Origin of the sequence: Cupriavidus sp. YR651 (assembly GCF_900101625.1) — a bacterium.
Classification (GTDB): domain Bacteria; phylum Pseudomonadota; class Gammaproteobacteria; order Burkholderiales; family Burkholderiaceae; genus Cupriavidus.
Window position 1 is genome coordinate 97334 of record NZ_FMYZ01000014.1, and the last position, 26126, is coordinate 123459.

At 65.7% G+C, this 26126-nt stretch carries 19 protein-coding genes; 7 read left to right on the forward strand and 12 right to left on the reverse strand.

Translation table 11 applies throughout. From position 1 onward, the window contains the following. Positions 1 to 36: 36 nt before the first annotated feature. Positions 37 to 1731 (forward strand): phage integrase family protein, encoded by a 1695-nt coding sequence (locus BLR29_RS26975; protein ID WP_092141521.1) that lies wholly within the window; start codon positions 37 to 39, stop codon positions 1729 to 1731. Positions 1732 to 1806: 75 nt separating this feature from the next. Here the strand turns inward: BLR29_RS26975 and BLR29_RS26980 are convergent, their stop codons facing one another. From BLR29_RS26980 to BLR29_RS27005, 6 genes are all read right to left on the reverse strand, one after another. Then, positions 1807 to 2538 carry an amino acid ABC transporter ATP-binding protein gene (locus tag BLR29_RS26980; RefSeq protein WP_092141524.1) on the reverse strand — a complete coding sequence of 244 codons (732 nt, stop codon included), beginning with the start codon at positions 2536 to 2538 and terminating at the stop codon, positions 1807 to 1809. Next, entirely contained in the window at positions 2519 to 3175 is a 657-nt protein-coding gene (locus tag BLR29_RS26985; RefSeq protein ID WP_092141527.1) for an amino acid ABC transporter permease, read from the reverse strand. Before BLR29_RS26985 ends, BLR29_RS26980 begins: the two co-directional genes overlap by 20 nt. Continuing rightward, positions 3172 to 3840, reverse strand: coding sequence for an amino acid ABC transporter permease (locus BLR29_RS26990; protein ID WP_092141530.1), 669 nt, complete (start codon positions 3838 to 3840; stop codon positions 3172 to 3174). Before BLR29_RS26990 ends, BLR29_RS26985 begins: the two co-directional genes overlap by 4 nt. 24 nt (positions 3841 to 3864) lie before the next feature. After that, positions 3865 to 4677: a transporter substrate-binding domain-containing protein gene (locus BLR29_RS26995; protein WP_092141621.1), complete on the reverse strand. Its 813-nt coding sequence runs from the start codon at positions 4675 to 4677 to the stop codon at positions 3865 to 3867. Positions 4678 to 4700: 23 nt separating this feature from the next. After that, a complete protein-coding gene (locus BLR29_RS27000) occupies positions 4701 to 5492 on the reverse strand; it encodes a GntR family transcriptional regulator (protein ID WP_092141533.1) in 792 nt (263 codons plus the stop codon). A 282-nt stretch (positions 5493 to 5774) separates the two neighbouring features. Continuing rightward, complete coding sequence (locus BLR29_RS27005) at positions 5775 to 6950, reverse strand: MFS transporter (RefSeq protein ID WP_218132721.1); 1176 nt, start codon at positions 6948 to 6950, stop codon at positions 5775 to 5777. A gap of 377 nt (positions 6951 to 7327) precedes the next feature. Between BLR29_RS27005 and BLR29_RS27010 the strand changes: the two genes are divergently transcribed. The 5 genes from BLR29_RS27010 to BLR29_RS27030 all read left to right on the forward strand — a co-directional run bounded on the left by BLR29_RS27010 (position 7328) and on the right by BLR29_RS27030 (position 16540). Beyond that, the gene (locus tag BLR29_RS27010; protein WP_092141539.1) at positions 7328 to 8617 is read left to right on the forward strand and encodes a TIR domain-containing protein; all 1290 of its coding nucleotides are present in this window, start codon (positions 7328 to 7330) and stop codon (positions 8615 to 8617) included. Between the two features lie 157 nt (positions 8618 to 8774). After that, positions 8775 to 9530, forward strand: coding sequence for a lysozyme family protein (locus BLR29_RS27015; RefSeq protein ID WP_092141542.1), 756 nt, complete (start codon positions 8775 to 8777; stop codon positions 9528 to 9530). A gap of 72 nt (positions 9531 to 9602) precedes the next feature. Next, positions 9603 to 12818 carry a CHAT domain-containing protein gene (locus BLR29_RS27020; protein WP_092141545.1) on the forward strand — a complete coding sequence of 1072 codons (3216 nt, stop codon included), beginning with the start codon at positions 9603 to 9605 and terminating at the stop codon, positions 12816 to 12818. A 27-nt stretch (positions 12819 to 12845) separates the two neighbouring features. Further along, positions 12846 to 15962 (forward strand): CHAT domain-containing protein, encoded by a 3117-nt coding sequence (locus tag BLR29_RS27025; protein WP_092141548.1) that lies wholly within the window; start codon positions 12846 to 12848, stop codon positions 15960 to 15962. Then, the gene (locus BLR29_RS27030; protein ID WP_092141551.1) at positions 15959 to 16540 is read left to right on the forward strand and encodes a hypothetical protein; all 582 of its coding nucleotides are present in this window, start codon (positions 15959 to 15961) and stop codon (positions 16538 to 16540) included. The genes BLR29_RS27025 and BLR29_RS27030 overlap by 4 nt, the downstream gene beginning before the upstream one ends. 90 nt (positions 16541 to 16630) lie before the next feature. On the opposite strand, the gene BLR29_RS27035 is transcribed toward BLR29_RS27030, so the two are convergent. Further along, positions 16631 to 17410, reverse strand: a complete 780-nt coding sequence (locus tag BLR29_RS27035; RefSeq protein WP_092141554.1) for a hypothetical protein — start codon at positions 17408 to 17410, stop codon at positions 16631 to 16633. Between the two features lie 334 nt (positions 17411 to 17744). On the opposite strand from BLR29_RS27035, the gene BLR29_RS27040 reads away from it, so the two are divergent. After that, entirely contained in the window at positions 17745 to 19568 is a 1824-nt protein-coding gene (locus BLR29_RS27040; RefSeq protein WP_143018540.1) for a hypothetical protein, read from the forward strand. A gap of 223 nt (positions 19569 to 19791) precedes the next feature. Here the strand turns inward: BLR29_RS27040 and BLR29_RS27050 are convergent, their stop codons facing one another. From BLR29_RS27050 to BLR29_RS27070, 5 genes are all read right to left on the reverse strand, one after another. Beyond that, entirely contained in the window at positions 19792 to 20670 is an 879-nt protein-coding gene (locus BLR29_RS27050) for a carbohydrate ABC transporter permease (protein WP_092141563.1), read from the reverse strand. After that, positions 20667 to 21566 carry a carbohydrate ABC transporter permease gene (locus BLR29_RS27055; protein WP_092141566.1) on the reverse strand — a complete coding sequence of 300 codons (900 nt, stop codon included), beginning with the start codon at positions 21564 to 21566 and terminating at the stop codon, positions 20667 to 20669. Before BLR29_RS27055 ends, BLR29_RS27050 begins: the two co-directional genes overlap by 4 nt. Positions 21567 to 21657: 91 nt before the next feature. Next, positions 21658 to 22980, reverse strand: coding sequence for an ABC transporter substrate-binding protein (locus tag BLR29_RS27060; RefSeq protein WP_092141569.1), 1323 nt, complete (start codon positions 22978 to 22980; stop codon positions 21658 to 21660). A 57-nt stretch (positions 22981 to 23037) separates the two neighbouring features. Next, positions 23038 to 24126, reverse strand: coding sequence for an ABC transporter ATP-binding protein (locus tag BLR29_RS27065; protein WP_092141572.1), 1089 nt, complete (start codon positions 24124 to 24126; stop codon positions 23038 to 23040). Positions 24127 to 24192: 66 nt separating this feature from the next. After that, positions 24193 to 25932, reverse strand: coding sequence for an IlvD/Edd family dehydratase (locus BLR29_RS27070; protein ID WP_255371457.1), 1740 nt, complete (start codon positions 25930 to 25932; stop codon positions 24193 to 24195). Positions 25933 to 26126: the final 194 nt, after the last annotated feature.

A 26126-nucleotide genomic window follows, 5' to 3' on the forward strand; every position in this document is an offset into this window, starting at 1 on the left:
TCGCGATGTGCGGTGCCGGCTGCTAAACTCTCTTCCATGACATTGAGCCCAGCCGCCCCCCATTCCGCCGTTCCGGCGCCCTCCGGATTTCCCGATGCCGCATCGCTCGCCGCCTTGCGTGCCTGGCATGCAGGCCTGACCTCGCGTGAGGCCGTCGCGCGCTATCTGGGCGAAGCAAGAAGCCACGGGCAGTCGTCGCGTGGCATCCTCGGCCGGCTCCGCCGCCAGCTTGCCGCCTACGCGCGCTACCGGCTGCGCGAGGACCTTGCGGTGCTGTTCGAGTTCGCGGCGACCGAGCGGGCCGAAAAAGGCAGGGCGGCGGACCAGGCGATCGAATTGCTGCGGAGCTTGCCCGCACCCGCCCCGGCCATCGGTGACGATATCGGACTCTGGCTGGCGCCCGCCGCGGTGACGGCGCTGCGCGCGCAAGGCATCGATACGCTCGCTGACCTGACCGTGCGCATTCCACGCCGGCGGCAATGGTGGGCGGTCATTCCGGGGCTGGGCATGGCCGGCGCCCGCCGCATCGAGGCGTTCTTCCGCGAGCACCCCACGCTGACCGAACGTGCCCGCGCGCTCATCGCGGCGGAGCCACGGGGCATGATCGTGCCGTGGGAAGCGTTGCGCCTGCCGGAGGAGGTCAACGGGTCGCTGGGGCAATTCCGGGCCCCGCGCGAAACCTGCACGCTGACCGCGGGGAATGACTATGAAGCGGTGCAGGCCTGGCTGGCGTTGCACGAATCACCGGCGACGCAGCGCGCGTATCGGAAGGAAGCCGAACGGCTGATCCTCTGGGCCATCATCGAACGGGGACGACCGCTGTCGTCGCTGACCACCGAGGATGCCACCGCCTACCGGGGCTTCCTGCGTCAGCCCTCGCCGCGTACGCGCTGGGTGGGCCCGGCCCGGCCCCGGACGTCGGCGGACTGGCGGCCCTTCACGGGGGCGCTGTCGGCGCGGTCTGCCGCGTACGCGTTGTCGGTGCTGGGCGCGATGTTCCGCTGGCTGGTGCAGCAGCGCTATGTGCTGGCCAACCCGTTTGCGGGAATCAAGGTAAGGGGTGGCGGGCGGACGGCGGCCATCGACACCTCGCACGCGTTCTCCGAGGGCGAATGGTTGCTGACGCGCACCATCGCCGATGGCCTCGAATGGTCCTATGGATGGGAGGCGCCGGCGGCACAACGCCTGCGCTTCATCCTGGACTTCACCTATTCAACAGGTCTGCGGGCAAGCGAGTTGGTGGGCGCGACGCTGCGGAATATCGAAACCGACGTCAATGGAGACCACTGGCTGCATCTGGTGGGCAAGGGCGCCAAGGCGGGCAGGGTGGCGCTGCCGCCCATGGCGCGCAACGCGCTGGATCGCAACCTGGCCGAGCGCGGGCTGCCGGTCACGCGTGTGAATTGGGACCCGAAGTCGCCGATCGTGGGCAATCTCGGGCCGGACGAGCGATCCGGCATCTCGGGGGCGAGGTTGTGGAACGTCATGAAACGGTTCTTCTCCACGGCGGCGGACCTGATCGAGAAAGAGCGGCCGGCGACGGCGGAAAAGCTGCGGCATGCCAGCCCGCACTGGTTGCGCCATACCCACGCGACGCACGCGCTGGCGCGCGGCGCGGAGCTCACCACCGTCCGGGACAACCTGCGCCACGCATCGGTTTCGACGACCTCGCTCTACCTCCACGGTGACAGCGTCAAGCGGGCGCGGCAGATCGAGTCGGCCTTCGGCTGAGGCATTGGGGAAGGCGTCGGGGGAGGTGGCATCGGCTGGCGGACGCCTTGCGACAGCCGGCCGGCATGCTCCCGCCTAGGCTTCCACCATCCCCAGGAACTGCTGCAGTTCGGCCGTCCGTGGCCGCGCAAAGACCTCGTCGGGCGGGCCGATCTCGTGGACCTTGCCCTGATGCATGAAGACCACGCGGTCGCACACCTCGCGCGCAAAGCGCATCTCGTGCGTGACCATCAGCAGCGTCATGCCGTCCGCAGCCAGGCCGCGCACCACCTGCAAGACCTCGTTGACCAGTTCCGGATCCAGCGCCGAGGTGATTTCATCGCACAGCAGCGCAGCAGGCTGCATCGCCAATGCCCGGGCGATGGCCACGCGCTGCTGCTGGCCGCCGGAGAGCTGGTCGGGATAGGCATTGAACTTGGCCGACAATCCCACGCGCGCCAGGGTTTCCTCGGCCAGTTCGCGTGCGCGGGCCTCGGGCACACCCTTGACGACCATCGGGGACAGCATCACATTGCGCCCCGCGCTCAGGTGCGGAAACAGGTTGAACTGCTGGAAGATCATGCCGACCTTCAGTCGCAACGCGCGCAACTGCAGCTCGCTATCGGCAAGATGCGCACCGGCCACGGTAATGGCGCCGGCGTCAATGGTCTCCAGGCCGTTGATGCAGCGGAGCAGGGTGCTCTTGCCCGAACCGCTCTTGCCGATGATGGCGATGACTTCACCGGGTTCCACCATGAGCGAGACGCCCTTCAGGACCTGATTGCTGCCAAACGATTTGTGGACCTGGTCAATGGCGATGAGCGGCATGGAATTTCCTCTCCAGCGATTTGCTGTATTGCGAAAGCGGCCAACACAGCGCGAAATACATCAGCGCGACGGCGGCGTAGACGGTGAACGGTTGGAAGCTGGCATTGACGATCATGGTGCCCGCCTTGGACAACTCGGTGAAGCCGATGATCGATGCCAGCGCGGTGCCCTTGACCACCTGCACGCCAAAGCCGACGGTGGGCGCCACGGCGATACGCAGCGCCTGGGGCAGGATCACGTGGCGCATCTGCTGCACGTAGTTCATGGCCAGACTGCCGGAAGCCTCCCACTGGCCGCGCGGAATCGCCTCGACGCAGCCACGCCAGATCTCGGCGAGGAAGGCAGCGGTCCAGAGCGTCAGCGCCAGGCCCGCAGCCAGCCAGGCGGGCACATCGATGCCGAACAGCGCCAGCCCGAAGAAGGCGAGGAACAGCTGCATCAGCAGCGGCGTGCCCTGGAATACTTCGATATACGCCCAGGTTGCGCGCCGCAGCAGCGGCCGCTTGCTGGTCCGCATCAGCAGCACCAGCAGGCCCACCACGCCACCGCCCACGAACGCCACCATTGACAGCAGCACGGTCCATCGCGCCGCCAGCAGCAGGTTGCGGACGATGTCCCACAGGGTGAACTCGATCATCGGGCCCTCCGGGCAAAGAGCTGGTGGCCCACGCCGCGCAGCAGTTGACGCAATAGCAGCGCAAGCGCCAGATAGATCAGCGTGCTGACCAGATACACCTCGAAGGCGCGGAAGTTGCGCCCCTGGATGAAGTTGGCCGCATAGGTCAGGTCTTGTGCCGCGATCTGCGAGCAGACCGCCGATCCCAGCATGACGATCACCAGCTGGCTCGACAGCGCCGGCCAAATCTTCTGCAACGCGGGGCGCAGCACTACGTGGCGGAAAACCTGCAGCGGCGACATCGCCAGGCTGGCACCGGCCTCGAACTGCCCGCGCGGCGTGGCAGCCAGCCCGGCGCGCACGATCTCGGTGCCATACGCGCCCAGGTTGATCACCATGGCCAGGGAGGCGGCGACCATCTCCGGCAGGTGCAGGCCCAGACTCGGCAAGCCGAAGAAGATGAAGAAGAGCTGGATCAGAAACGGCGTATTGCGGATCAACTCGACATAGATGCCGATGATCGCGCGCAGCCACGCCGGCCCCTGCGTCCTGGCCCAGGCGCCAAAGATGGCCACCGCCACGCCCAGCACGCCGCCGGTGAGCGTGAGCTGGGCGGTGACCGCAATGCCCTTGAGCAAGACGTCGGAGTAGTCCAGCACCGACAGGAAATCAAACTGGTAAGCCATGACGATGGAACCGGTTTGCCGCGATCAGAGTTGTGCCGGCAGCGGCCGCAGCAACCACTTGATCGACAGCGAGTTGAGCGAGCCGTCCTTCTTGGATTCGGCCAGGATGGCGTTGACCTTGTCCCGCAACGCGCCTTCGCCCTTGTTCATGCCAATAAAGCAAGGGGAGTTCTTGATCAGGAACTTGGTCTCGGGCGCCTTGGGCGGATGCTTCGCGATGAGCGCCGATGCCACCACGTTGCCGGTGGCAATCAGCTGGACCTGGCCGGAAAGGAACGCGGAGATCGTCGCGTTGTTGTCCTCGTAGCGCTTGATGACCGCGCTGGCCGGGGCGATCTTGGTGAGTTCCAGATCTTCCACCGCGCCGCGCGTGACGCCGACGGTCTTGCCGGCGAGATCCCCGGCGGCTTTCACCGGCAGGTCGGCGGGGCCGAACACGCCATTGAAGAAGGGCGCATAGGCCTCGGAGAAGTCGAGCACCTTCTCGCGTTCCGGATTCTTCCCCAGGCTGGAAATGATCAGGTCCACCTTGCGGGTCTGGAGATAGGGCACGCGGTTGGTGCTGGAGACCGGCACCAGTTGCAGCTTCACGCCCATTTTCTTCGCCATCAGCGCGGCGACGTCGATATCCAGGCCCTGCGGCGCCATGTCCGCGCCAATCGAGCCGAACGGCGGAAAATCCTGCGGCACGGCCACGCGCAGCACACCGGCCTTGGTGATATCGGCCAGCGTATCGGCCTGTGCCGCCGTGGGCAGGCCCGTCATGCATGCGCCGGCAAACAGGGCCAGCAGCAGGGTTCGGCGGGCGGCGGAAGCGGCGCCGCCCGCACGGGTCATCATGGCGGACGAGGGAGTCGGGATCATCGGGTCGTTCCTTTTACTCTGGAGGTGGGTTGCGGAGCAGGGGCGGCGTTCCCGGATGCTTGCGGGGAGCCAGTGGATGGGGTGAGGGACGTGGCATCGGAAACGGGTGCCAGCGCGTGGCGAAGCTGCGCCAGCGGATCTTCGGGCGGTACGACGCTCAGGCTGGCGTGCACCTCGTGCAAATGAGCTGCCATCAGCCGCGCCGCACGGGTGCCGTCGCCGGCCGCCAGCGCGTTCACGATGTCTTCATGCTGGGCGCAGGACCGCCTGGCAGCCGTCGCGGACTGCTGGCGGCTGGCCACCAGCGTGGTGCGCGCCGTCAGGTCGCGCAAGGTATCGACCAGCAGCCCATGCCCGAGCGACGCGCACAGGCACACGTGGAAATCGCCCAGCAGAAAGCTTCGTGCGCCGGCATCGTCGCCGTCGAGGGCCGCTTTTTCGCGGGCGATATGTACCTTGAGGGCATGGATCGCCGGTTGGCTGGGAGGGCGATCCTTGCTGACATCGCGCAGCAGACCGGTCTCGATGATGCGGCGGGCGTCGAAGGCGGCGCGGATATCGTCCGCGCCGGGCTCGATCAGGTACCAGCCGCGCCGGGAACTGACGGTCACCATGCCTCGCGCGGCCAGCCGCATGAGCGCCTCGCGCACCAGCGTGCGGCTGACGCCAAACAGCGCGGCGAGCTCCTGCTCACCCAGGCGGGAGCCCGGCAACAGTTTTTGCGCGAGCATGGCCTCGGTAATGCGCTGGGCGATATCGGCGGAAGGCTTGTCTTGGTTTGCGGTCACGGGGACCTACTCAGCAAGTCGTATGCCAGCCTTGTATGCAAGACTTGTGAGCAAAAATGGGTGCAATTGCCACGATGAAGGGCGGGCGCGGCACCGGCCTTTCCCCAAGCGGGTGCGCGGCTGGCTGCTCGTGGTGCATGCTCACCCGGAGGGCGGCGGCCATCGGCCAATCCGCGGCGGTCGCGCCTTGCGAGTCAGCGATCCCCCCGTTTCTGCGCAGACGGGTTTAGATCGACGATGGGGTGATTGCGATAAGAAAAGTTATCGCAATGGTGTTTCGAATTAGCGTGTCTGCTCGGCAAGCGCCGTGCGCGATAGCTGGCAGGAGAGGGTGTTGACCGCCGCGGCCGCGAGGGCGAGCACCGTGCCGACTGCCGCAAGCCCGATCCAGCCGGCGCGATGCACTGCATATCCACCGAGTGCCGCCCCGGCTGCGCCGCCGAGGAAGTACGACACCATGAAGACGGTATTGAGACGGCTGCGGGCCTCGGGGCGTTGCGTGTAGATGCGAGCCTGGTTGGCAACCAGCCCGGCGCGATTGCCGAGGTCGAGCAGAATCATCCCCAGGATCAACCAGGCCACGCTGCTACCTGCCATCGCGATGCAGGCGAAGGCTGCGGCGGCGGTGATCGCACCCGCTGAAACCACGGTTCGCGCGCCGATTCGGTCGACGATTGCGCCGATTCGGGGTGACATCGCAAGTCCGGGGAGCCCGATGAGCCCGAATGCGCCGATGGCGGCAGGACCCAGCGCATAAGGCGGGCGTACCAGCAATGCGGCGAGCGACGCCCAGAGTGCGCTGAAGGCGGCGAACACCAGGAAGCCGGTTGCGGCGGAAATGCGGAGCTGCCGTTCCCGGCGGACGAGGACGGCGAGAGAGCCGATCAGCTCCCGGTAGCGGATCACGGTCAGGCCGTTGGACACCGGCAGTTCCCTGACGACGGCCAGCAGCGCCACATCGACGATGGAAGCCAGGACGAAGATGGCACGCCAACCCATTTGGCCGCCGACCATCCCGCTCAGCATGCGCGCAAGCAGGACGCCCGATGACAGCCCACCCAGCAAGGCACCGACGATGCGCCCCCGGTGCGCGGGCATCGCTCTGCCGGACACGGCGGGGATGATGATCTGAGCCGTGACCGCCGTCATGCCGACCATGAAACTGCACGCCACCAATACAGGAAAGGTCGGCGCCATGGCGCACCCGATCATCGCCACCGCATTCCCGACGATCAGCCGCGACGCCAGCTTGCGGGGCTGAATGCCGTCGGCAAGAGGAACAAAGCACAGCAGTCCTATTGCATATCCGAGCTGGGTGAGCGTCGCCACAAGCCCAGCGTCCGCCAATGTCACGCCAAACCCTGCCGCCATCTGAGGCAGCAGCGGCTGGTGATAGTAGATGGCGGAGACGGCCAGCGCGCAGCTGAGGGCCATCAGGAAAACCTGGCGCCGGGACATCCCGAGCGACGTTGCGGAGGCAAGTGAATCTGACATGGGTACGGCCGGCTGGAGGTCTGTTGAACGATGGATCGATCCAGTCCAGTATAACTATGAAAATCATAGTGTCAAGGCTGGCGCGGCCCGGCGGGCAGCCAGCGCCTCAATTGAGGTGGCAAGCACGTCGGCGGCCGACCATGCACGGCTCCCCGAAAGGCAGCGCCATGCCACCCATGAAACTGCGTGTGTGGCGCGGTCCCGTATCCGAAATTCCGGCGCCGACCGTGCGCTGCCCTGCATTGGCTTCGATGTGCCTCGCTCCTTGCATGCCGCGCAAGTCGCTCTAGTATTGAGACGACACAGGATCCCGACGTGCGGGATCCGCCCCGGAGGCACGCATGGGAGCCATCTTCATCAGCTATCGGCGCGAGGACAGCGAAGGCCAGGCGGGTCGGCTGTATGACGATCTGGCCGAGCATTTCGGCCCGGAAGCCGTCTTCATGGACGTGGCAGGCATCGAGCCCGGCCGTGATTTCCGGCGAGTCATCGACGAACGTGTGTCGTCCTGCGCGGTGCTGCTGGCGGTGATCGGCAAGGGTTGGCTGGCTGCGGTGGACGAACGGGGCACGCGCCGGCTCGATGACGCCGCGGACTTTGTCCGCCTGGAGACGGCGTCGGCGCTGCGTCGTGATATCCCCGTCGTACCAGTTCTGGTGCATGGCGCTCGCATGCCGCGATCGGATGATCTGCCCGAGGATCTCGCCGACCTCGCCTACCGCAACGGCGTGGAGCTGACGCACGCACGCTGGGCATCCGATGTACAGGTGCTGCTCAATGCCCTGCGGCCGTACGTGGCCGCACCATCGGCTGGTGCTACGACGAGCGTCGCGCAGCCCGAATCCACGGCCTCCGCAGCGGTCGGCCAGCAGCCGTCCCCGATGGCCAGGCCCGCGTCCCCCACCATGCCTTCCACTCCGCCAAGCCCGACGGCATCTCCTTCACCCACCGGCGCGCAGCCTGCAATCTCGCCGCTCATCGCGCAACCCGGCATGCGCAAGCCACCGCCGCGCATGCTGATGGCGGGCGCGGCTGCTGCCGTCGTGGCGATTGGCCTTGGAATCTATCTGGCAAACCGTGGCGGCGATGGCGGTCACACGGACTCCAATCTCATCGTGGCCGACACGGCACCGGTCACCGCGCCAACTGCTGTCACACCCGCCGCGCCGGTCGCATCTTCCGATTCGCCTAATCAGACAAATCAGGCAAATCAGCCAAATCAGGCAGTCGCCAGTACGCCTGAAACAACACAACAGGCAGAAACGCCAGCCAACCCCGCGCAAGCACCGGCCAACACCTATCAGGGGGCATCTGGCCGCGCCGACGAGACGGCCGCCAGCACCGACACGCAAGCGTTGCCGCCGCCGCGCAGCCTGCGCTGGCGCATGGGAAATTTCCCGCCACCCAACGCGGGCAAGGTGCTGTTCACCGTGATGCCAAGCGGCGATCCGGCATGCATGTCCTATGACGGCAGGGATTGTCTGTGGGGCGTGTTGTACAACGATGTCGATTTCAGCAAGGTGAAGCCGCTGATTTGTGGCGACTATCACAAGGCCATCTGGGGTGCGACCGGCTACGAGGACCCCAAACACTGGTGCAGTCTGGTAAGGAATCGCGCTGCCGCCAGATAGCCTGTGTGCCCCCGGGCAGCCAGGCTCCGGGGAGGAGGGCGTTTTTGCCACACCTGGAAAAACGACAAAAACGGCATTGTCGCGCGCTTTTTTTCGCCTATGCTTGGTCTTGTCAGACGCCCGCCGGTCAAGTGGGATGAGGCCATGGGAGGCTCGCATGACTGCCTTTGACGAACTTCTGGCCGAGACGATCCGCACGCCCGGCCTGCTCGCACCCGACGTTTCTCTCGACGAGGAGCGCAAGCTCTTCGAGAACGATAATCCGTCGCCCGAAACACCGCTGCTGCTGGGCACCGCCACCGTGTCGGACCGCGCGATGGACATGATCATCGCGTTCGAGATCAGCAGCGAAGCCACGTACAACAAGCTATACCGCCACCCCGTCTGGCCCAAGGGCAAGTCGGGCGTCACGATCGGTATTGGCTACGACATCGGCTACGTCACGGCGGATGTGCTCGCCCGCGACTGGAACGATGGCATCGGTGCGGCAGCGGTCGCCGCGCTGACGCCGTGCTGTGGAAAAACCGGCGACACGGCCAACCAGATGCTCGCGCAGGTGAAATCCGTGGACGTGCCGTTCGCGCCCGCGGACGCGGTCTTCAAGAAGACCGTGATCCCGCGTTTTGTGGCGCGCACGCTGGCGGCATTGCCGCCGGGCGCGGAAAACCTGTCGCCCGATTGCCTCGGCGCACTGGTCTCGCTGGCGTACAACCGTGGCGCCTCGTTCAATGCGGACGGCGACCGCTACAAGGAAATGCGCGCGATCCGCGACGACATCGCGCAGCAGCAGCTCGCGGACATCCCCGCGCAGATCCGCGCCATGAAGCGGCTGTGGGCAGGCAATCCGGATATGGCCGGACTGCTGCGACGGCGAGACCTCGAAGCGTTGCTCTTTGAGCAAGGGCTGGCCTGAGCGCTGCCGCAGTGCCATGCGCGCCGGAGAAGTGCGCACCCGTCGCGAGGCGGACACTACAGGGAGTGGGACATGCCGATTCGCCAGATCTCCGGTACGGACATCGATTACTTTCTGATCCTGTTCGACGAGGCCGGCAAGGAGCGTCCCGAGGCCGACGGAACCTTGCTCAGTGACGCGATTCGCGCCCGCCTGGCCGACCGGACCGCACCGGTGACCGATGTCTTCGTGGCCAGCCACGGCTGGCAGGGCGACGTACCCGCGGCCATCGCCCAGTATGACAACTGGATCAGCGCGATGGCGTCGTGCGGCGCCGACCTTGGCGACATGGCCGACCGCCGCCCCGGCTTCAATCCCATGCTGATCGGCCTGCACTGGCCCAGCCTGCCGTGGGGCATGGAAACCGTGCCGCCCGAGGGCGCGGCCGTGCTGTCGCTCGATCACGAGGCCGATATCGCGATGCTGGCCTCGCAGCTTGGCGATGGCCCTGAAGCGCGCGCCGCGATCGACCGCATCCTCAGCTACGCGGACGTCGCGAACACCCCCACGCTGACGCCTGCCATCGAAGATGACTTCGCCACCTTGTTCAGCGTGTCGGGTCTGCGCACGGGCAGTTCGGGCGGGCGCCCTGGCGCGGATCAGGACGGCTTTGACCCGCAGGCCATCGTCACGCAGTCGGAGTCCGGCGAGGCCGGTACGGACGCTGGTGCCGGCGAGCCGCACTTGCTTGGCCTCGGCGGCAAGATCAAGGAGGCCATCCTCTCGCCGCTGCGCCAGCTTTCCTTCTGGAAGATGAAGGACCGCGCGCGCATGTTCGGCGAAACCGGCGCCCACGCGCTGCTGGATGCGATGCAGGTGGCCAGTCCGGATGCGCATTTCCATCTGATGGGCCACAGCTTTGGCTGCATCGTCGTCTCCGGCATGGTTGCCGGCGGCGCCGGCACGCCCGCGTTGCGCCGCCCCGTCGACACGTTGTTCCTCGTGCAGGGGGCGTTGTCGTTGTGGGCCTATGCGGCCGATGTGCCCTATGCGCCGGGCACGCCCGGGTATTTCCGGCGCATCCTAGAGCAACACCTGGTGCGCGGCCCGCTGGTCACGACCCGCTCCGTGCACGATTCCGCCGTCGGCAAGTTCTATCCGTTGGGGGCGGGCGTCAAGGGCCAGTTCCTGCTGGGCGACGATTTCCCGAAGTACGGTGGCATTGGCGCTTTTGGCATACAGGGTGAGCCCGCCACGGTGGACATGCCCATTGCCTCGGTCGACCTGCCCTACGACTTCAGCGAAGGGCGCATCTTCAATCTCGAAGCGAGCAACGTCATCAAGAATGGCGACGGTCCGGCCGGCGCGCATAGCGATATCGCGCATCCGGAAGTCGCGCACGTATTCTGGGCGGCGGCAATCGCCGGGCTCTCGAATCAGGCTAATCGTGGCGGCGAGAGCGGCGGCGGTGGACGCATCCTGTCGCCCGGCGTGCCGTTTCCCGCGTCGGCATCGCCGCCACCATCGCCGCCGGTTGCAGTCGAGTCGCCTGGCATCTCGGCCAGCCCGCCTCCCAGTGTGTCGCGTGGCGCGAAGGCAGCGCCTCCACCACCACCGCAGGCGGGCTTCGAAGGCGGCTTGCTGGGCATCGACGAACCGACAGCCGCCGCCACACCGGGCCCGGCGGCCGTCGCGCCGCCAAGCCAGCCGCGCTGGATCAACGCCGGCTTCGAGGGCGTCGATGCCGGCGCGCCGATCGTGCAGGGGCAGTGGTATACGCTCGCGTTCGACATCGACGAAGTGAAACGCGCTACGGCCGCCGCCGCCGTGACGTTTGTCGAAGAGGGCCTGTTCGCGCCGGATGCGCGGGAAATCGTGCTGACCGTACAGGTCGATACGGACGACTTCGACATCTCCGGCCACGTTGGCCAGATCCGCGTACCGCGCGCCGGCAAGAGCTTCACCAAGGCGCGCTTCGATGTCTCCCCGTTGAAGAACGGCCCGTGCAGCCTGAAGGCGACGATCCTGAAGGATGGGCAGTTTATCCAGCAGATGGACCTCGTCTTTGCCGTTGGCCAGCCGGGGACGCCGGCGGCGGTGACCACGCGTGGGCGGTCGCTGGAAGGCATCGCGGTATTGCAGCCGCGCGACCTGAGCCTGCAGATCTACCCGGGCATCGGCAACAGCTACGAGTGCGTGGTGTGCGGGCCGGTGGCCACGCGGGTGCGCTTGCCGATCACGCCGGGGCTGATCGATACGTTTATCGTCGGCGCCCGTGCCGACCTCATGAAAGTGGTGATGTACCAGGACGCGCAGGGCAAGTACCTGTTCCAGCGCGGCATCGACATTCCCCAGGAGGCCACCGACAAGGCGCTGCAGATCATGGCGCGCACGGGCGCGCTGCTGATGATGAAGTTGTTCGAAGGCGCGGGCGCGGGCGATGACGTACGCGCCGTGGGCAAGGCATTGCGCCAGCTGAGCACCGATCCGCGGCTGCGCCTCAAGATCCAGATCGTCGCCGAGACGCTGCCGATTCCGTGGTCGCTGCTCTACATGGGCGATGTCAGCGGCAAGGTGCCGCTCGACTGGAACAACTTCCTCGGCATGCGGCATATCGTCGAGCAGATCCCGCTGCAGAACCCGATGGCGGTGATGGAGCCCGAGATCGCCAGCGCGCCGCAACTGAGCGTGAGCCTGAATTTCAACGCCGGCATCGACGCGCAGATGGGCGCGGACTTCGTGCAGTCGCAGCGAGCGTTCTGGACGGATCGTGCGGGCCGCATCGGCGTGCGCGTCACTGACCGTGCCACGCCGGACGACTTCATCGGCGCACTGGGAGACCCGCAGACGCCGGACCAGATCCTTTACCTCTATTGCCACGCCGTGTCCAAGGGGCTGACCGAGGCCGGCGGCCCGGGGGCGTCGAGCCTGGCGCTGAACGAGGAACTGATCAGCCTGAATGACCTTGAACTGCGCGCGCCCCGCGATGTCAGGCTGGCCGGCAAGCCGCTGGTGTTCATCAACGCCTGCGAATCCGCGGAGATGTCGCCAACGTTCTACGACGGCTTTGCGCCGTATTTCATGGACAAGGGCGCACGCGGCGTGATTGGCACCGAATGCAAGACGCCGGCGCTGTTCGCCAAGGAATGGGCGGGACGCTTCTTCGAGCGCTTCCTGGCCGGCGAGCCACTGGGCGAAGCGGTGCTCGGGCTGCGCCGCGAGTTTCTCGAACAGCACGGCAACCCGATGGGCCTCCTGTATGCCGTGTATTGCGATGCGGACACGGCCATCCGGCCGGCATTGACATAGCGCGGCGCCGAGCCCCGGCAGGTGAACATGAAGCGTCAGGACAGTGCCATGCGGCTCAGGGCCGCCCGGCAGGCCGGAGTGGGATCGGCGGCGGCGGGGCCCATGCGGGGCGCTGCCGGCGACCCGCCCGGCCAGCGCATGACGCTGGGGCAGAAGCGTCCCGTACTGTCCGGCGCGACGGCCTTGGCGCTGAAGATCGCCGCGCTGAGGGTGGAAGTCGTCAACGGCAACCTGATGTTCACCGATGATCCGGTGCTCGTGGGCCACTACCGCGGCAGCGCGCTGGCCGGCACCGAGGCGGTGATGGACTGGCTGATGGGCAGCGCCATGTCCATGTCGATACGGCTCGGACGCTACCCGCACGACCTCAAGACGCAGCAGGTCTTTGTCAATGCCACGGCGGACAAGATCAATCCGTTGCGCAACATGCCGCGCCCCAGCGGCGTGGTGGTGGTGGGGCTGGGCGATGAGGGCCACCTGCGCGCCAGCGGACTGGCCGCTACCGTGCGTCTTGGCGTGATCGCCTGGGCGCAGCACCTTGCCGAGAGCACCCCCGCGGCGGACGACGCGCCCGTCGTGCACGCGCCATTTACGGTTGCCGCATCGCTGGTCGGCAGCGGCGGCACGGGCATGTCTGCAGGCCAGGCGGCGCGCTCCGTGGCCGAGGGCGTGTGCGAAGCCAACCGCCTGCTCGCGGCAGCGGGATGGCCGTACGTGGAGCGCCTCAGCCTGGTCGAACTGTTTCTGGATCGCGCGTCGGAAGCCTGGCGCGCGCTGCAGTTGCTGGATCAGGCATGCCCGGGCCGCTATGACATCCGGCGCTACATCCGTGGCAGCACGGGCGCGCTGCTGCGTCCGCTCGAATCGAGCTACCGGGGCGCGGATTTCGACCTGATCACGGCCGTGACGCAAACCGACGAGAACGGGGACTCGTCCATCGTCTATACGCTCGATACCCGGCGCGCGCGGACCGAGGTGCGCGCGGTGGCGGCCCAGGGCCGCCTGCTGCGCGAGCTGGTGACCGTGGCGTCGTCGAACACCGGTGACGACGCCAGCGTGGGCCGCACGCTGTTCAAGCTGCTGGTGCCGCTGGAGATGCGGCCGTTCCTTGCCGGCGCCAGCGAGATGCAGATCGAACTGGATGCCGGCACGGCGGGGATTCCGTGGGAACTGCTGGACAGCGGCAGGGATGCGGACGCGAGCGAGGATGTCGAGTACAAGCCGTGGGCCATCCGCGCCAAGTTGCTGCGCAAGCTGCGGACCCAGGAATTCCGGCGGCAAGTGGAAGACACCGGCCGGCTGGCGCCGATGCTGGTCATCGGCGATCCCTGTTCCGACGATCCGCGCTATCCGCTGCTGCCGGGTGCTCGGCGGGAAGCACGCGCCGTCTCCAAGCTGCTGTCAGGCAATTTCGGCGGGGTGAGCCGCGTCGAGACGCTCGTCGGCACCACCGATACGGACCGTGGGCCCGATGCTCGCAAGGTGGTGGCCATGCTGCTGGACACCGACTGGGGCATCGTCCACATTGCCGCGCACGGGCAGCCCGCTGTCGAAACGGTAGGTGGGGGCGGGGCCGGGGGAGGCGATTCGGGCGCAGCGGCCGCCACGCCACACACCGATAGCGCGACGCGCGCCGGCGGCATCGTGCTGTCGAACGGGACCTTCCTGGGGCCGGAGGAATTCGCCAAGATGCAGCGCGTGCCGGAACTGGTCTTCGTCAATTGCTGCTACCTCGCCCATACCGACACCGCCGCGCTGCTCGATACCCGACCCGCCGCGCCGTTTCATCGTCCGTACTTCGCGGCAAGCGTGGCGGACGGCCTGATCAAGATTGGCGTGCGCTGCGTGGTGGCGGCGGGATGGGCGGTGGACGATGCGGCGGCCGAGACTTTCGCCACCAGCTTCTACCAGGCGCTGCTTAATGGCCGCCGCTTCCTGGATGCGGTGGCGATCGCCAGAGAGGCCGCCTACCGTGCCAATCCCCGCAGCAATACGTGGGCCGCCTATCAGTGCTATGGCGACGCGGACTGGTGCCTGCCCGAATGGCGTGACCGGCAGGACCGTGGCGCCGGCGACCCTGCCGTGGACGACGAAGTCCGATTCGCCGCGGCGTACTCGGTGATTGCGTCGCCGCACGGCTTGCTGCTGGCAATCGAGCAGATCCAGACCGAGCTGCGCGTCAACGGTGCCGATATCGAGGAGTCCTGCAAGCGCCTGCGTTATCTGTACCGCAAGTTTGCCCAGCCCGAGCCCCGGTGGGAGCGCATGGGCGCGGTGGCGGAGGCGTTTGCGACGGCGTGGCGCGAAGCCGGCGACCTGGAGGAAGCCGTGGCGTGGTACCAGAAGGCCGTGACCGCCATCGACAGCAAGGCGACGATGTACGCGGCGGAACAGCTGGCCAATATGCAGGTGCGGCTGGCACTGCAGCGCGTGCGCGATGCCTCGGCACGGGCCAGCGCGCAGTCGGCCTCCGGCAGCGCGCCGCAAGCCGCGTTGCTGCAACCGGTCATCGATGCCTCGCGTGCGCAACTGGTGGAGACGACGGCCAGCCTGGCGCGGCTGGTGTCCCTGCATTCGTCGATGGAAAGGCTGGCGCTGTGCGGCTCCGCCAGCAAGCGCCTGGCGATGGTGGAGCGCTTTGCCGGCTGTCGGGAAGCCGAAATCGCAGCCGTGGCCGAGGCCTTGCGCCTGTACCGGGCCGCCGAGGCGGCCGGCATTGCGCAGGGCGCGGGCAATGCGTTCTACGCGGTCATCAACCGGTGTTCGGCGGAGCTCGTGGCGCATTGGATGGAGGGCACCCCGGGCGACTATCAGGCGGACTGGGAGGGCCTGGTCAGGGCGTCGCCGGAGCGGAACAACGCCGAGCCCGATTTCTGGAGCCGCTCCGCGCTGACGGAGATATGGGTCTACCGCAGCGCCGCCGAACGAACGCTGGCGCGGGACCTGCCATCGATCCTGAATGACCTCGGCAAGCTGCAGAGCCGACTGCCCGCCATCAACAACTGGCGCACCGTGCGCGACCAGGCCGATTTCGTGCTGTCCGAATACATGCTGCATGCGGAGCCGGCGGAGAAGGCGGCGGCGCTGCGGCTGCAGCAGAGCCTGGAGCGCTGGGCGGAAGCCGGCGGAGCGAGGCGCGCGTGAGCCACACAGCGCCGGCAGCATCGCCAGTCCACGCGGTGGTCGCACTGGCCGGGCGGCGCATCGATGCCGCGGATGCGATCCTGTCGCGCTTTCCCCTGGCCAACGTCGAGCACGTCGCGGCACGGATTGCCGCCGAGCTGGAACGCGTGCAAGCGGTGGCGCTGGTGTGCTCGGCCGCCTGCGGGGCGGACCTCATCGCGCTGGATACGGCCGCTATACGCCGGATCCGGCGGCGCATCGTGCTGCCGTTCGACGCACACCGCTTTGCCGAGACGTCGGTGCGGGACCGGCCGGGCGAGTGGATGGCAAGTTTCACGCGCCATATCGACAAGGCCGTGCAGGACGGCGATCTGGTGACGCTGCCCGGCTCGGGGGACGACGAACGCGACTACCTTGCGACCAATGCGGCGATCATCGCGCAGGCCAGCGCACTGGCGGGCACCTTCGTGCCCGTGGCGGCCCTGCATGCGTTTGCCGTGTGGGAGGGCGTGGCGCGCCCGGGCGCGGACACCACCGCTGCGTTCGTGTCCCTCGCCACGCAGCAGGGACTCCGCGTCACGACGATTCCGACGCGGTAAGCGGCGTACGCCACGGCAGATGCCATGACGCCAGCGTCATCCACCATGACGCCAGCGTCATCCGCCATGAAGCACGCGCCATCCGCGCGGTTACAGGTCGGGCAACTGGCTGATAAAGGACTTGCTGTGCTGCGCGACGCGATTGCTGAGTTCGGGCTCCAGCGCGTCGAGCACCGCAAGGTTGATTTCGGCCTTGGAATCGTAGTGGGTGAGCTCCACGTCATTCTTCTTGGCCTTGAAGAACAACACCTGCGTCACCGCCGAGCCGGCCTTCAGCGCAAACGCCATCATCGAGACCACGAAGTGGCCGTCCGGCGACTGCTCCGCCAGCGCGACCTGGAAGCTGGAGACGTTGGCGGCGCGCGTCTCGCGGCTGAAGATCGTGATCCACGGCTTGGTGTCGTCCATGCTTGCCAGCGCGTCCAGCGTGGTATTGACCAGCGCGAGCGCACCGGGCGCCCCGGGGCCGAGCAGCAATGCCGCGACCGACATGATCGCCTTGTGGGTTTCGAAATTCTGGGTGCCTTCCACGTATTTCGTGGCAGTGCTCGTTTCCACCAGCCAGCCGATATTGGCCAGCACCGACACGTATTCCTTGTACCAGGCATCCACGTTTGACGGATCGCCGACCACGCGTCGGGCCACGAGTTGCGCCAGCAGCAGCGAGTTGGCCACGGCGCTGCGGCGCTCGGGCGGCACGCCCTTGGCAAAGGTCAGCACGCCGGAGCCCACCACGACAGCCTGGTCCTTGTCCGCTTCAAATGCGGGAGCTTCCGCATCGAGCAGCATCGGGCTCGTATCGGGGTCGACGGGCGGCAGCTTTACGTCGAGGAGAAATGTCCTGGCGCTTTCGATCGAGGCAGTTGGCATGGCGGATCTCCCATTGCGCGCGAGGCCGGGGTGGCCCTGGTCTGTCCATAGTAGGTAAACGCGCGGCGCGGGCGCAGCCAAAGATAATCAGGGTTACCTCTCTGCGCCCATCTGTGTCGTTACCGATGATTGGTAGAGGCGGATCGGCTGCCATCTTCCGAGTGGAGGGAACTCGCATCTCCCGGGTGCAGTGAATGCACATACCGGCATAAAGATCCCGCGAAAGACGTCAAGCGGCCGCACCCGTTCGTGCGGCAGGTTTGAACCAGAAAAACTCGACAAGGTGTGACACCGGACCTATGTTCAATGTTATCCACGAAATCGGGGTGTAACGATGATTGCGTTTATTCGCGCGAGTTTTCCCGGCACGCCTGCAAGCCAAATGTGGTCCGACACAGTCGCAACCAACTGGATGGATCCCAATATTCCGTTCAGCATGGCCCACTTCTGGAGGACCGCGACGTTTCAACAAGTCGATATGGCGAATGTCATTTTTCCTCCGGTTACGGTGAATGACCCGCGGACGGGCGCGGCCGATGATCGTGATCGGCTGGTGCGCGCGGTCCTGGTTGCCGTCGAGAACGCCAGTCATCCCAATTGGAATCAGTTCGACCGCTGCATCATCTTCTTCGCGCAGCAGACCGATTTATTCGGTGGCGGCGCGCACAAAGCGCCTAACGGCAAGCTGATTACCGCGGCGGTTTTCGATCTGCTGAGCGGGTTCGATCAGACTTGCCAGGAAGTCGGTCATGCGTTTGGACTGAGTCATGAGCTCGACGCCGCGTACAACGAATACGGCTGCCCTTACTCAATAATGAGTGCCGCGGCGGATTTCTCTTTCGACCGAGGGCCGAATCCCCTGTTGCCGGGCGTGCAGGGGCCTACGAACCCGGCAAGGATCGTTGGGCCGTACATTCCTGCCGCGCACCTGTACATCAATCAGTATCGCGCCGTGAACCCGAATGGCGTGTTCAATCATCTTGATTCGGTGGAGTACGTTCCGGCCACCTATGCGCAGACACCCGTCAATGTGCGGTTGTACGCGCGCGACGTCGCAATCGGGGCATGGCCAAATCGACGGAAAGTCCTGGTGGTCGTTCCGCCGAACGTGCCTGGTGGAGACACGCATTTCCTCGAATTACGCCGCAAGGATAGTTCCTACGACGCGGGTATCGGCAACGCATCGATCATCCTCCTCGCCGGGAACTTCTTTGTCGGCAGCGGTGCGGTACCGGATCCCGCTGCGGTCCGGCTTCGCTTCGTCGGTCGCATCGATCTCGAAGCAGCTGCAGGCGATCTCGATTTTCACTCATTCAGCGGGCACTTCGTCGTACGGGTGAGCGATTTCGCGCCCGGCTTCGCTTCGGTGAACCTAAGCATCGGCGGAGGAAATGCCTGGCAGGACTTCCGCATCACGCTCGAAGAAACGATGACCAACGTCCTGCCGGTTGGCACTGGTGATTGGCACAGGGCGCTCGTTGCGCCGTGTCCTATCGGAGCAACGCGTGAGTTCAACTTCCGGGTCAAGACCTTCCGGACCTTCCTGGTGCTTCAAGCTCGGTCAGCGGGCTACGAGGCGCCTGCCTATTCGTGGAAAGTCCACGGCATACCACTCAACCCAGCCGCCGGCAACACGCTGAATCTTCAAGTGCAATGTCGAGATAATTCCGGCCACATGATGAACGCGCCCGCGATGCACCCGGTGCAATGCACATTCACAGTCAACGGCGGACGGCTCGAACTTATGATCGACGGTGCACTCGCCGATATCGTTTTAGGGATCGAGGTCACGGTGAACGAATCGTCCCCGTCGGTGATGAAGAACTACTACCCCAGTCGAACCCTGTGGACCACTGTGCGCGCCGATAACTTGGCTATCGAATGGGATGGTGAGTACCAGGCCGCAGCAGAAGCTTGCTGGAGGCGTTTGAAGAAGCTGTCTAATCAGATTCCAGAATTGGTTATCCCTCCTCACGGGAATCCTGGAGATCCGGATCCACCTTACTTCGAAAAGATTGGGGTACGCGAGCTGATCCGTGTTCTCGTAGCCAGTGATCCGTTTGTGGCGCGCACAGTGGCGGGTGTGGTTGCCGACAGGGCTGCTGTGTCGGTGGAACAGGTGCTGGAGGCAGCGCTGCGTAACACCAGGAACGCCTAGCACTTTGAGTACGGTCTACGCTTGCAGAGCGGAAATCCCGCCCGCGATATCGGGAGTGGCGCATGCAGGCCGTCGGGGCGGAAACGTTAGCCGACGACGGCCTCGATGCGCGCGAGCTCAGGCGGTTCCGCCTCGGATTGCGATCCCAGATGCCATCCCGGGTTGTTCACGATGACGTGTCTGACAAGTCAACGTCCGCCGAACATGCGCGAGAGGACGCGATCTATTCCTTCACCGCCCCGGTCATCCCCGATACGTAGTACTCGACGAAGAACGAATAGATCACCGCCACCGGCAGGGACCCCAGCAAGGCGCCCGCCATGAGCGCTCCCCAGTGGTACACATCGCCTTCCACCAGCTCGGTGACGATGCCCACGGGAACGGTTTTCACCTCCGATGACGAGATAAAGGTCAGCGCGTAGATGAACTCGTTCCATGACAGGGTGAACGCGAAGATGCCTGCCGAGATCAGGCCCGGCACGGCCAGCGGCAGGATGATCTTGACGAGGATTTCCCAGCGCGTGGCGCCGTCGATCAGCGCGCACTCCTCCAGCTCGTACGGAATCGAGCGGAAGTAGCCCATCAGCAGCCAGGTGCAGAAGGGAATCAGGAAGGTGGGATAGGTCAGGATCAGCGCCCAGCGCGTATCGAACAGGCCGAGCTGGAACACGATCGACGCCAGCGGGATAAACAGGATGGACGGTGGAATCAGATATGCCAGGAAGATGGCCAGCCCGACCTGTTTGGCGCCCTGGAAGCGCAGGCGCTCGATGGCATACGCCGCCAGCACGCTCGCGGCCAGCGAGGCGAACGTGGAGACCGTGGAGATAATCACGGTGTTGAGCAGCCAGGCCGGGTAAGGCGTGTTGAACAGCAGCTTCTTGAAGTGGGCCAGCGTCGGCGCCATCACCAGGAAGGGGTTGGCGCTCTGCATCAGCAACTCGCCATCCGGCTTGAACGCCGTGATCGCCATCCAGTAGAACGGAAACAGCAGCACGAACACGAAGACGCCCAGCGGGATGTAGAGGGTGACCCAGCGTCGCGGAACGGACTGCAGGTAATCCATCCCTTGTTGCTCGGTATTGGCCGCCTTGGCTTTCATTTGTCGCCTCCCTGTTGCCAGGCGCGCCGCTGCAGCCCGAAGTAGGAAAACAGGATGGCTGCCAGCAGGAAGGGCACCATCATCGTGGCCAGCGCCGCGCCTTCGCCCAGCGAACCGCCCGGGATCGCGCGCTGGAAGGACAGCGTGGCCATCAGGTGCGTGGCATTAAGCGGGCCGCCGCGCGTGAGCACGTAGATCAGCTGGAAGTCCGTGAAGGTGAACAGCACGGAGAACGTCATCACCACCGCGATGATCGGCGTCAGCAGCGGCAGGGTGACATAGCGGAACTGCTGCCACGGCGTGACGCCGTCGATCGAGGCCGCCTCGTACAGCGTCGGCGAAATGGTCTGCAGGCCGGCCAGCAGCGAGATGGCGACAAACGGTATGCCGCGCCAGACGTTGGCCGCGATGGTGGAAAAGCGCGCCAGCCAGGGGTCGCCGAGGAAATCGATATAGCGATCGATCAGCCCGAGCTTGACCAGCGTCCAGCTGATGATCGAGAACTGCGCGTCATAGATCCACCAGAACGCCAGCGCCGACAGCGCCGTGGGCACGATCCACGGCAGCAGTACCACCGCGCGGAAGAACGACTGGAACGGCAGGTTCCGGTTGAGCAGCAGCGCCAGCCAGAGTCCAAACACGAACTTCAGCACGCTGGCCAGCAGCGTATAGAAGATCGTATTGAACAGCGCCAGTTGCGTCAGCGAATCGCCGGCCAGATAGCTGAAGTTGGACAGGCCGATCCATTCGCCGATGCGGCCGATCTTGGTGTCGGTGAATCCCAGCCAGACGCCGAGCCCGAGCGGATACGTCAGGAAGACCAGCAGCAACAGCGCGGTGGGCAGCATGAACAGCAACCCGAGCGCATGACGGTTGTTTGACAGGCGGGACAGCATGAGGCTCCTGGTCGACTGCCGCTGCGGCGTGGGCGCCGCAGCGGTTCCTGCATGACTAAGAGGTTGCTTCAGGATCTTTTTTAAACGACCTCTAAGCTTTGTAGTAGCGCTCGGCGCGTTGCGCGGCACGTGCGGCGGCTTCCTTCGGCGTCTTCGCGCCGCTGGCTGCCTCGGCCACCATGTCGAGCACGATGTAGTCGGCCATCGCCGCTGCCGACGCCGTGCCGAGCGGGCCGGCGTGGCCGTTGTCGAGCATCAGCGAGGCCGCGTCGCGATAGACCGTGTGCTTGGGATCGGCCGTCCAGATCGGGTTCGACTCGTAGGCCTTCAGCGGCTGGCTGACATAGCCGATGGCGGCCTCCATCCACGGGTTGTACTGCTCCGGCTCCATCATGAACTGCAGGTAAGCCTTGGCCGCGTTCGGAAACTTCGAATACTTGAACACCATCATCTGCGTGATCTGCATCAGCTCGGTGGGCTTGCCGCTGGTGCCGACAGGGAAGTGCGCGTGCTGGATATCGCGCGCCATCTCCTGCATCTTGGGCTCCTTCGAATTCTTGGCCGCGTAGTAGACCGAGATGCCATTGGCGGTCAGGCTGAGCTGGCCGTCGAGGAAGGCCTTGTTGTTCGACGGATCCTGCCAGGACAGGGTGCCCGGCACGAACGTGGCATAGAGCTGCTTGGCGTACTCCAGCGCGGCCCAGGTCTCCGGCGAATTGACCACGACTTTGCCCTTGGCGTCGACCAGCATGCCGCCGTGCGACCAGAGCAGCCAGTGCGCCCAGTTGTTGCCGTCGCCCACGGCCTTGCCCAGCGCGAAGCCAGGGGGCGTGTTCTTGGCCTTGAGCGCCTGGCACAGCTTGAGGAAGCCAGCGGTGTCCTTGGGGATGGCGTCGAAGCCTGCGGCCTTGACGTGGCTCTCGCGATAGACCAGCGCGTTGCCGACCACGCCCAGCGGCAGCGCAATCCATTTGCCGCTGTGCATGCCGTATTTCTTGCACACGTCGTACCAGCCGCCGTACTTGCCACCGAGGTAATTGGCCAGGTCGGACAGGTCGACCAGCTTGTCGGGGTACTGCTGCGGATCATCGAACCAGCCCAGGATGATGTCCGGCCCGGTGCCGACGCTGGCCGCGACGGCGGCCTTGGGGCGGACATCTTCCCAGCCTTCGTTGTCGACGCGCACCTCGACGCCCGTCAGCTCGGAGAACTTCTTCGTATTGGCATTCCACAGATCTTCATCGCCCTGCACGAACCGCTTCCACCGCAGCACGCGCAGCTTGGCGCCGGCTTCGGGCTTGTATTGCAGGGCAGCCGGTGCGGCGAAGGCATTGCCGCCCAGCGCCGTGGTGGCAGCGACCGCTGCCGTGGATACCAGGAAATCGCGTCTCGTGATGTTGCTGGGGGTGCTCATCGCTTCGTCTCCTCCATGGTCATGGGTGGTGCCGCCGTACTGGTCCTGCTGTTGTTGTCAATGCCGGGGAAGGGCCTGTCCGGATTCGGCGTCGAACAGGTGGGTGTGCTGGTGATCCGGCACCAGGTGCAACGCCTCGCCCGCCGCGAAGTCGTGGCGCTCCCGGAAGACCGAGATGAACTCGGTTTCGCCGAAACGCGAATACACCTCGGTATTGGCGCCGGTCGGCTCCACCACCGAAACGCTGGTCGGAAAGCCCTGGCCGGGCGCGCCATAGCCGAGATGTTCGGGCCGCACGCCGTAGATCACGCGCTGGCCGTCCGTGCCCGCATCGGCGCCAAGGCGCGTCGGCGGCGGCAGGCGCGTGCCGTCGGCAAACTCCACCGTGGCCTGCCCGTTCTGGCGGCGCAACGTGCCGGGGATGAAGTTCATCGCCGGAGACCCGATAAAGCCCGCCACGAACAGGTTGTCCGGATGGTCATAGAGGTCGAGGGGTCGGCCACGCTGTTCCACGCGGCCGTCGCGCATCACGACGATCTGGTCCGCCATGGTCATGGCTTCAATCTGGTCGTGCGTGACATAGACCGAAGTCGTACGAAGCCGCTGATGCAGCTCCTTGATCTCGGCGCGCATCTGCACGCGTAGCTTGGCGTCGAGGTTGGACAGCGGTTCGTCAAAGAGGAAAACCTGCGGGTCCCGCACGATCGCGCGCCCCATGGCCACGCGCTGCCGCTGGCCACCGGAGAGTTGTCTCGGGTATCGATCCAGCAACTGGCCGAGGCCCAGGATGCTTGACGCCTTGTCCACCTTCTGCCGGATCGCTTCCTTGGGCATGCCCGCAAGCTTGAGCGAAAAAGCCATGTTGTCGTACACGGACATGTGCGGGTAGAGCGCGTAGTTCTGGAACACCATCGCGATGTCGCGCTCCTTGGGCGGCAGCTGGTTAACCACGCGGTCGCCAATCAGGATATCGCCCGCGGTGATTTCCTCCAGGCCGGCCAGCATGCGCAGCAGCGTGGATTTTCCGCAGCCGGACGGGCCGACGAGCACCGTGAACTGGCCATCCGCGATATCGATGTCCACGCCACGAATGACCTGCGTGCCGCCAAAAGATTTTTCCACTGCGCGAATCTGTACCGATGCCATGCGTCGCGTCTCCTTGTGTCGCGCACCGCGCCGGACGGGCGGTGTTGTCGGGCTTCTTCCCGTCGTTCAGTGGTTGTCTTTCGGCACGCCGGCACCGCTCTTGCCGACCAGGAAATCGAGATCGGCGCCACGGTTAGCCTGCTGCACGTGATCAAAATAGAGCCGGGTCCAGCCGCGCTCCATCGGCGGTTCAGGGGGCTGCCAGGCGGCGCGCCGGCGGGCGAGTTCCTCGTCGGCGACATGCAGATGCAGCTTGCGGGCCTCCACATCGAGCTCCACCATGTCTCCGTCCTTCACCAGTGCCAGCGGACCGCCGGCGGCCGCCTCGGGCGCCACGTGCAGCACTACCGTGCCATAGGCGGTGCCGCTCATGCGTGCGTCCGATATGCGCACCATGTCGGTAATGCCCTTGCGCAGCAGCTTGGGCGGCAGCGGCATATTGCCGGCCTCGGCCATGCCCGGGTAGCCGCGCGGGCCGCAGTTCTTCAGCACCAGCACGCAGGTTTCGTCGACATCGAGGGACTCGTCGTCAAGCCGCGCGTGCATGTGTTCGCTGTCTTCGAACACCACGGCACGCCCGGTGTGCCTGAGCAGCGCCGGGGTCGCGGCCGAAGGCTTGATGACCGCGCCATCCGGGCACAGATTGCCGTACAGCACGGCGATGCCCGCGCCGGGCTTGAAGGGCGCATCGAACGCGTGGATGACCTCGCGGTTCCAGTTGGGCGCATCCTTGCAGTTATCCCAGAGCGTCTTGCCGTTGACCGTCAGCGCATCGCGCGCCAGCACGGGCCCAAGCTCGCGGATCACCGCCGGCAGGCCGCCCGCATAGTAAAAGTCCTCCATCAGGTGGCGGCCAGATGGCTGAAGATCGAGCAGGCAGGGCAGGGCGTGGCCGAGCTTGTCCCAGTCGTCGAGGTTCAGTTCCACGCCGATGCGCCCGGCGATGGCCAGCAGATGGATCACCGCGTTGGTCGAGCCCCCGATCGCGGCGTTGACCTTGATCGCGTTCTCGAAAGCATCGCGGGTCAGGATCTTCGACATCACGAGGTTGTCCTTGACCATCTGCACGATGCGCCGTCCCGATGCGCGGGCGAGGATGTTGCGGCGGCCGTCCACGGCGGGAATCGCCGCGTTGCCCGGCAGGCTCATGCCGAGCGATTCGACCATGCAGGCCATGGTGGAAGCGGTGCCCATCGTCATGCAATGGCCGTGCGACCGGTGCATGCAGCTTTCCGCCTCGAAGAAGTCTTCCTGCGACATATGGCCGGCGCGGACTTCCTCCGACATCTTCCACACGTCGGTGCCCGAGCCCAGCTCCTGCCCGCGAAACTTGCCGCTCAGCATGGGGCCGCCGGAGACGCCGATGGCTGGCAGGTCGCACGAGGCGGCGCCCATCATCAGCGCCGGCGTGGTCTTGTCGCAGCCCATCAGCAGCACCACGCCATCGATGGGATTGCCTCGGATCGACTCCTCCACGTCCATGCTGGCCAGGTTGCGGAACAGCATGGCAGTCGGGCGCAGCAGGGTTTCCCCGAGCGACATGACGGGGAATTCCAGCGGAAACCCGCCAGCCTCCCACACGCCTGTCTTGACCTGCTCGGCCAGCGTGCGGAAATGCGAATTACAGGGGGTGAGTTCGGAATAGGTATTGCAGATGCCGATGACCGGACGGCCGTCGAACTGGTCGTGCGGAATCCCGCGATTCTTCAGCCACGAGCGGTAGATGAACCCGTCGCGGTCGAGCCGGCCGAACCAGGCCTGGCTGCGGCGCCTGGGCGGATTCAGCGGATTGTCGTCGTCGTTCACTCGGGTCTCCTGCGTTCTGCTTCTTGTAGGGGTGCAGATCCGGATGCCCGCGACCACACTGCCGCGCCGCACGCATGCCGAGTCAACGCAGTCTAGGTCAGCCCTCCCAACAGGTAAACTGGTATTACCAATATCCAGTATTTACCCGTATGCCGAAGCCCCCGTATCCGGCTATCGAAACGCCGGCCCGATCG

What these genes read in the sequence shown, in the direction of transcription:
- BLR29_RS27055 (WP_092141566.1), bottom strand. Translation starts at nt 21,566, where the DNA reads ATGCTGTCCCGCCTGTCAAACAACCGTCATGCGCTCGGGTTGCTGTTC.
- BLR29_RS27015 (WP_092141542.1), top strand. Translation starts at nt 8,775, where the DNA reads ATGACTGCCTTTGACGAACTTCTGGCCGAGACGATCCGCACGCCCGGC.
- BLR29_RS26995 (WP_092141621.1), bottom strand. Translation starts at nt 4,677, where the DNA reads ATGACCCGTGCGGGCGGCGCCGCTTCCGCCGCCCGCCGAACCCTGCTG.
- BLR29_RS27025 (WP_092141548.1), top strand. Translation starts at nt 12,846, where the DNA reads ATGAAGCGTCAGGACAGTGCCATGCGGCTCAGGGCCGCCCGGCAGGCC.
- BLR29_RS27035 (WP_092141554.1), bottom strand. Translation starts at nt 17,410, where the DNA reads ATGCCAACTGCCTCGATCGAAAGCGCCAGGACATTTCTCCTCGACGTA.
- BLR29_RS26985 (WP_092141527.1), bottom strand. Translation starts at nt 3,175, where the DNA reads ATGATCGAGTTCACCCTGTGGGACATCGTCCGCAACCTGCTGCTGGCG.
- BLR29_RS27040 (WP_143018540.1), top strand. Translation starts at nt 17,745, where the DNA reads ATGATTGCGTTTATTCGCGCGAGTTTTCCCGGCACGCCTGCAAGCCAA.
- BLR29_RS26990 (WP_092141530.1), bottom strand. Translation starts at nt 3,840, where the DNA reads ATGGCTTACCAGTTTGATTTCCTGTCGGTGCTGGACTACTCCGACGTC.
- BLR29_RS26975 (WP_092141521.1), top strand. Translation starts at nt 37, where the DNA reads ATGACATTGAGCCCAGCCGCCCCCCATTCCGCCGTTCCGGCGCCCTCC.
- BLR29_RS27010 (WP_092141539.1), top strand. Translation starts at nt 7,328, where the DNA reads ATGGGAGCCATCTTCATCAGCTATCGGCGCGAGGACAGCGAAGGCCAG.
- BLR29_RS27065 (WP_092141572.1), bottom strand. Translation starts at nt 24,126, where the DNA reads ATGGCATCGGTACAGATTCGCGCAGTGGAAAAATCTTTTGGCGGCACG.
- BLR29_RS27050 (WP_092141563.1), bottom strand. Translation starts at nt 20,670, where the DNA reads ATGAAAGCCAAGGCGGCCAATACCGAGCAACAAGGGATGGATTACCTG.
- BLR29_RS27020 (WP_092141545.1), top strand. Translation starts at nt 9,603, where the DNA reads ATGCCGATTCGCCAGATCTCCGGTACGGACATCGATTACTTTCTGATC.
- BLR29_RS27060 (WP_092141569.1), bottom strand. Translation starts at nt 22,980, where the DNA reads ATGAGCACCCCCAGCAACATCACGAGACGCGATTTCCTGGTATCCACG.
- BLR29_RS26980 (WP_092141524.1), bottom strand. Translation starts at nt 2,538, where the DNA reads ATGCCGCTCATCGCCATTGACCAGGTCCACAAATCGTTTGGCAGCAAT.
- BLR29_RS27005 (WP_218132721.1), bottom strand. Translation starts at nt 6,950, where the DNA reads ATGTCCCGGCGCCAGGTTTTCCTGATGGCCCTCAGCTGCGCGCTGGCC.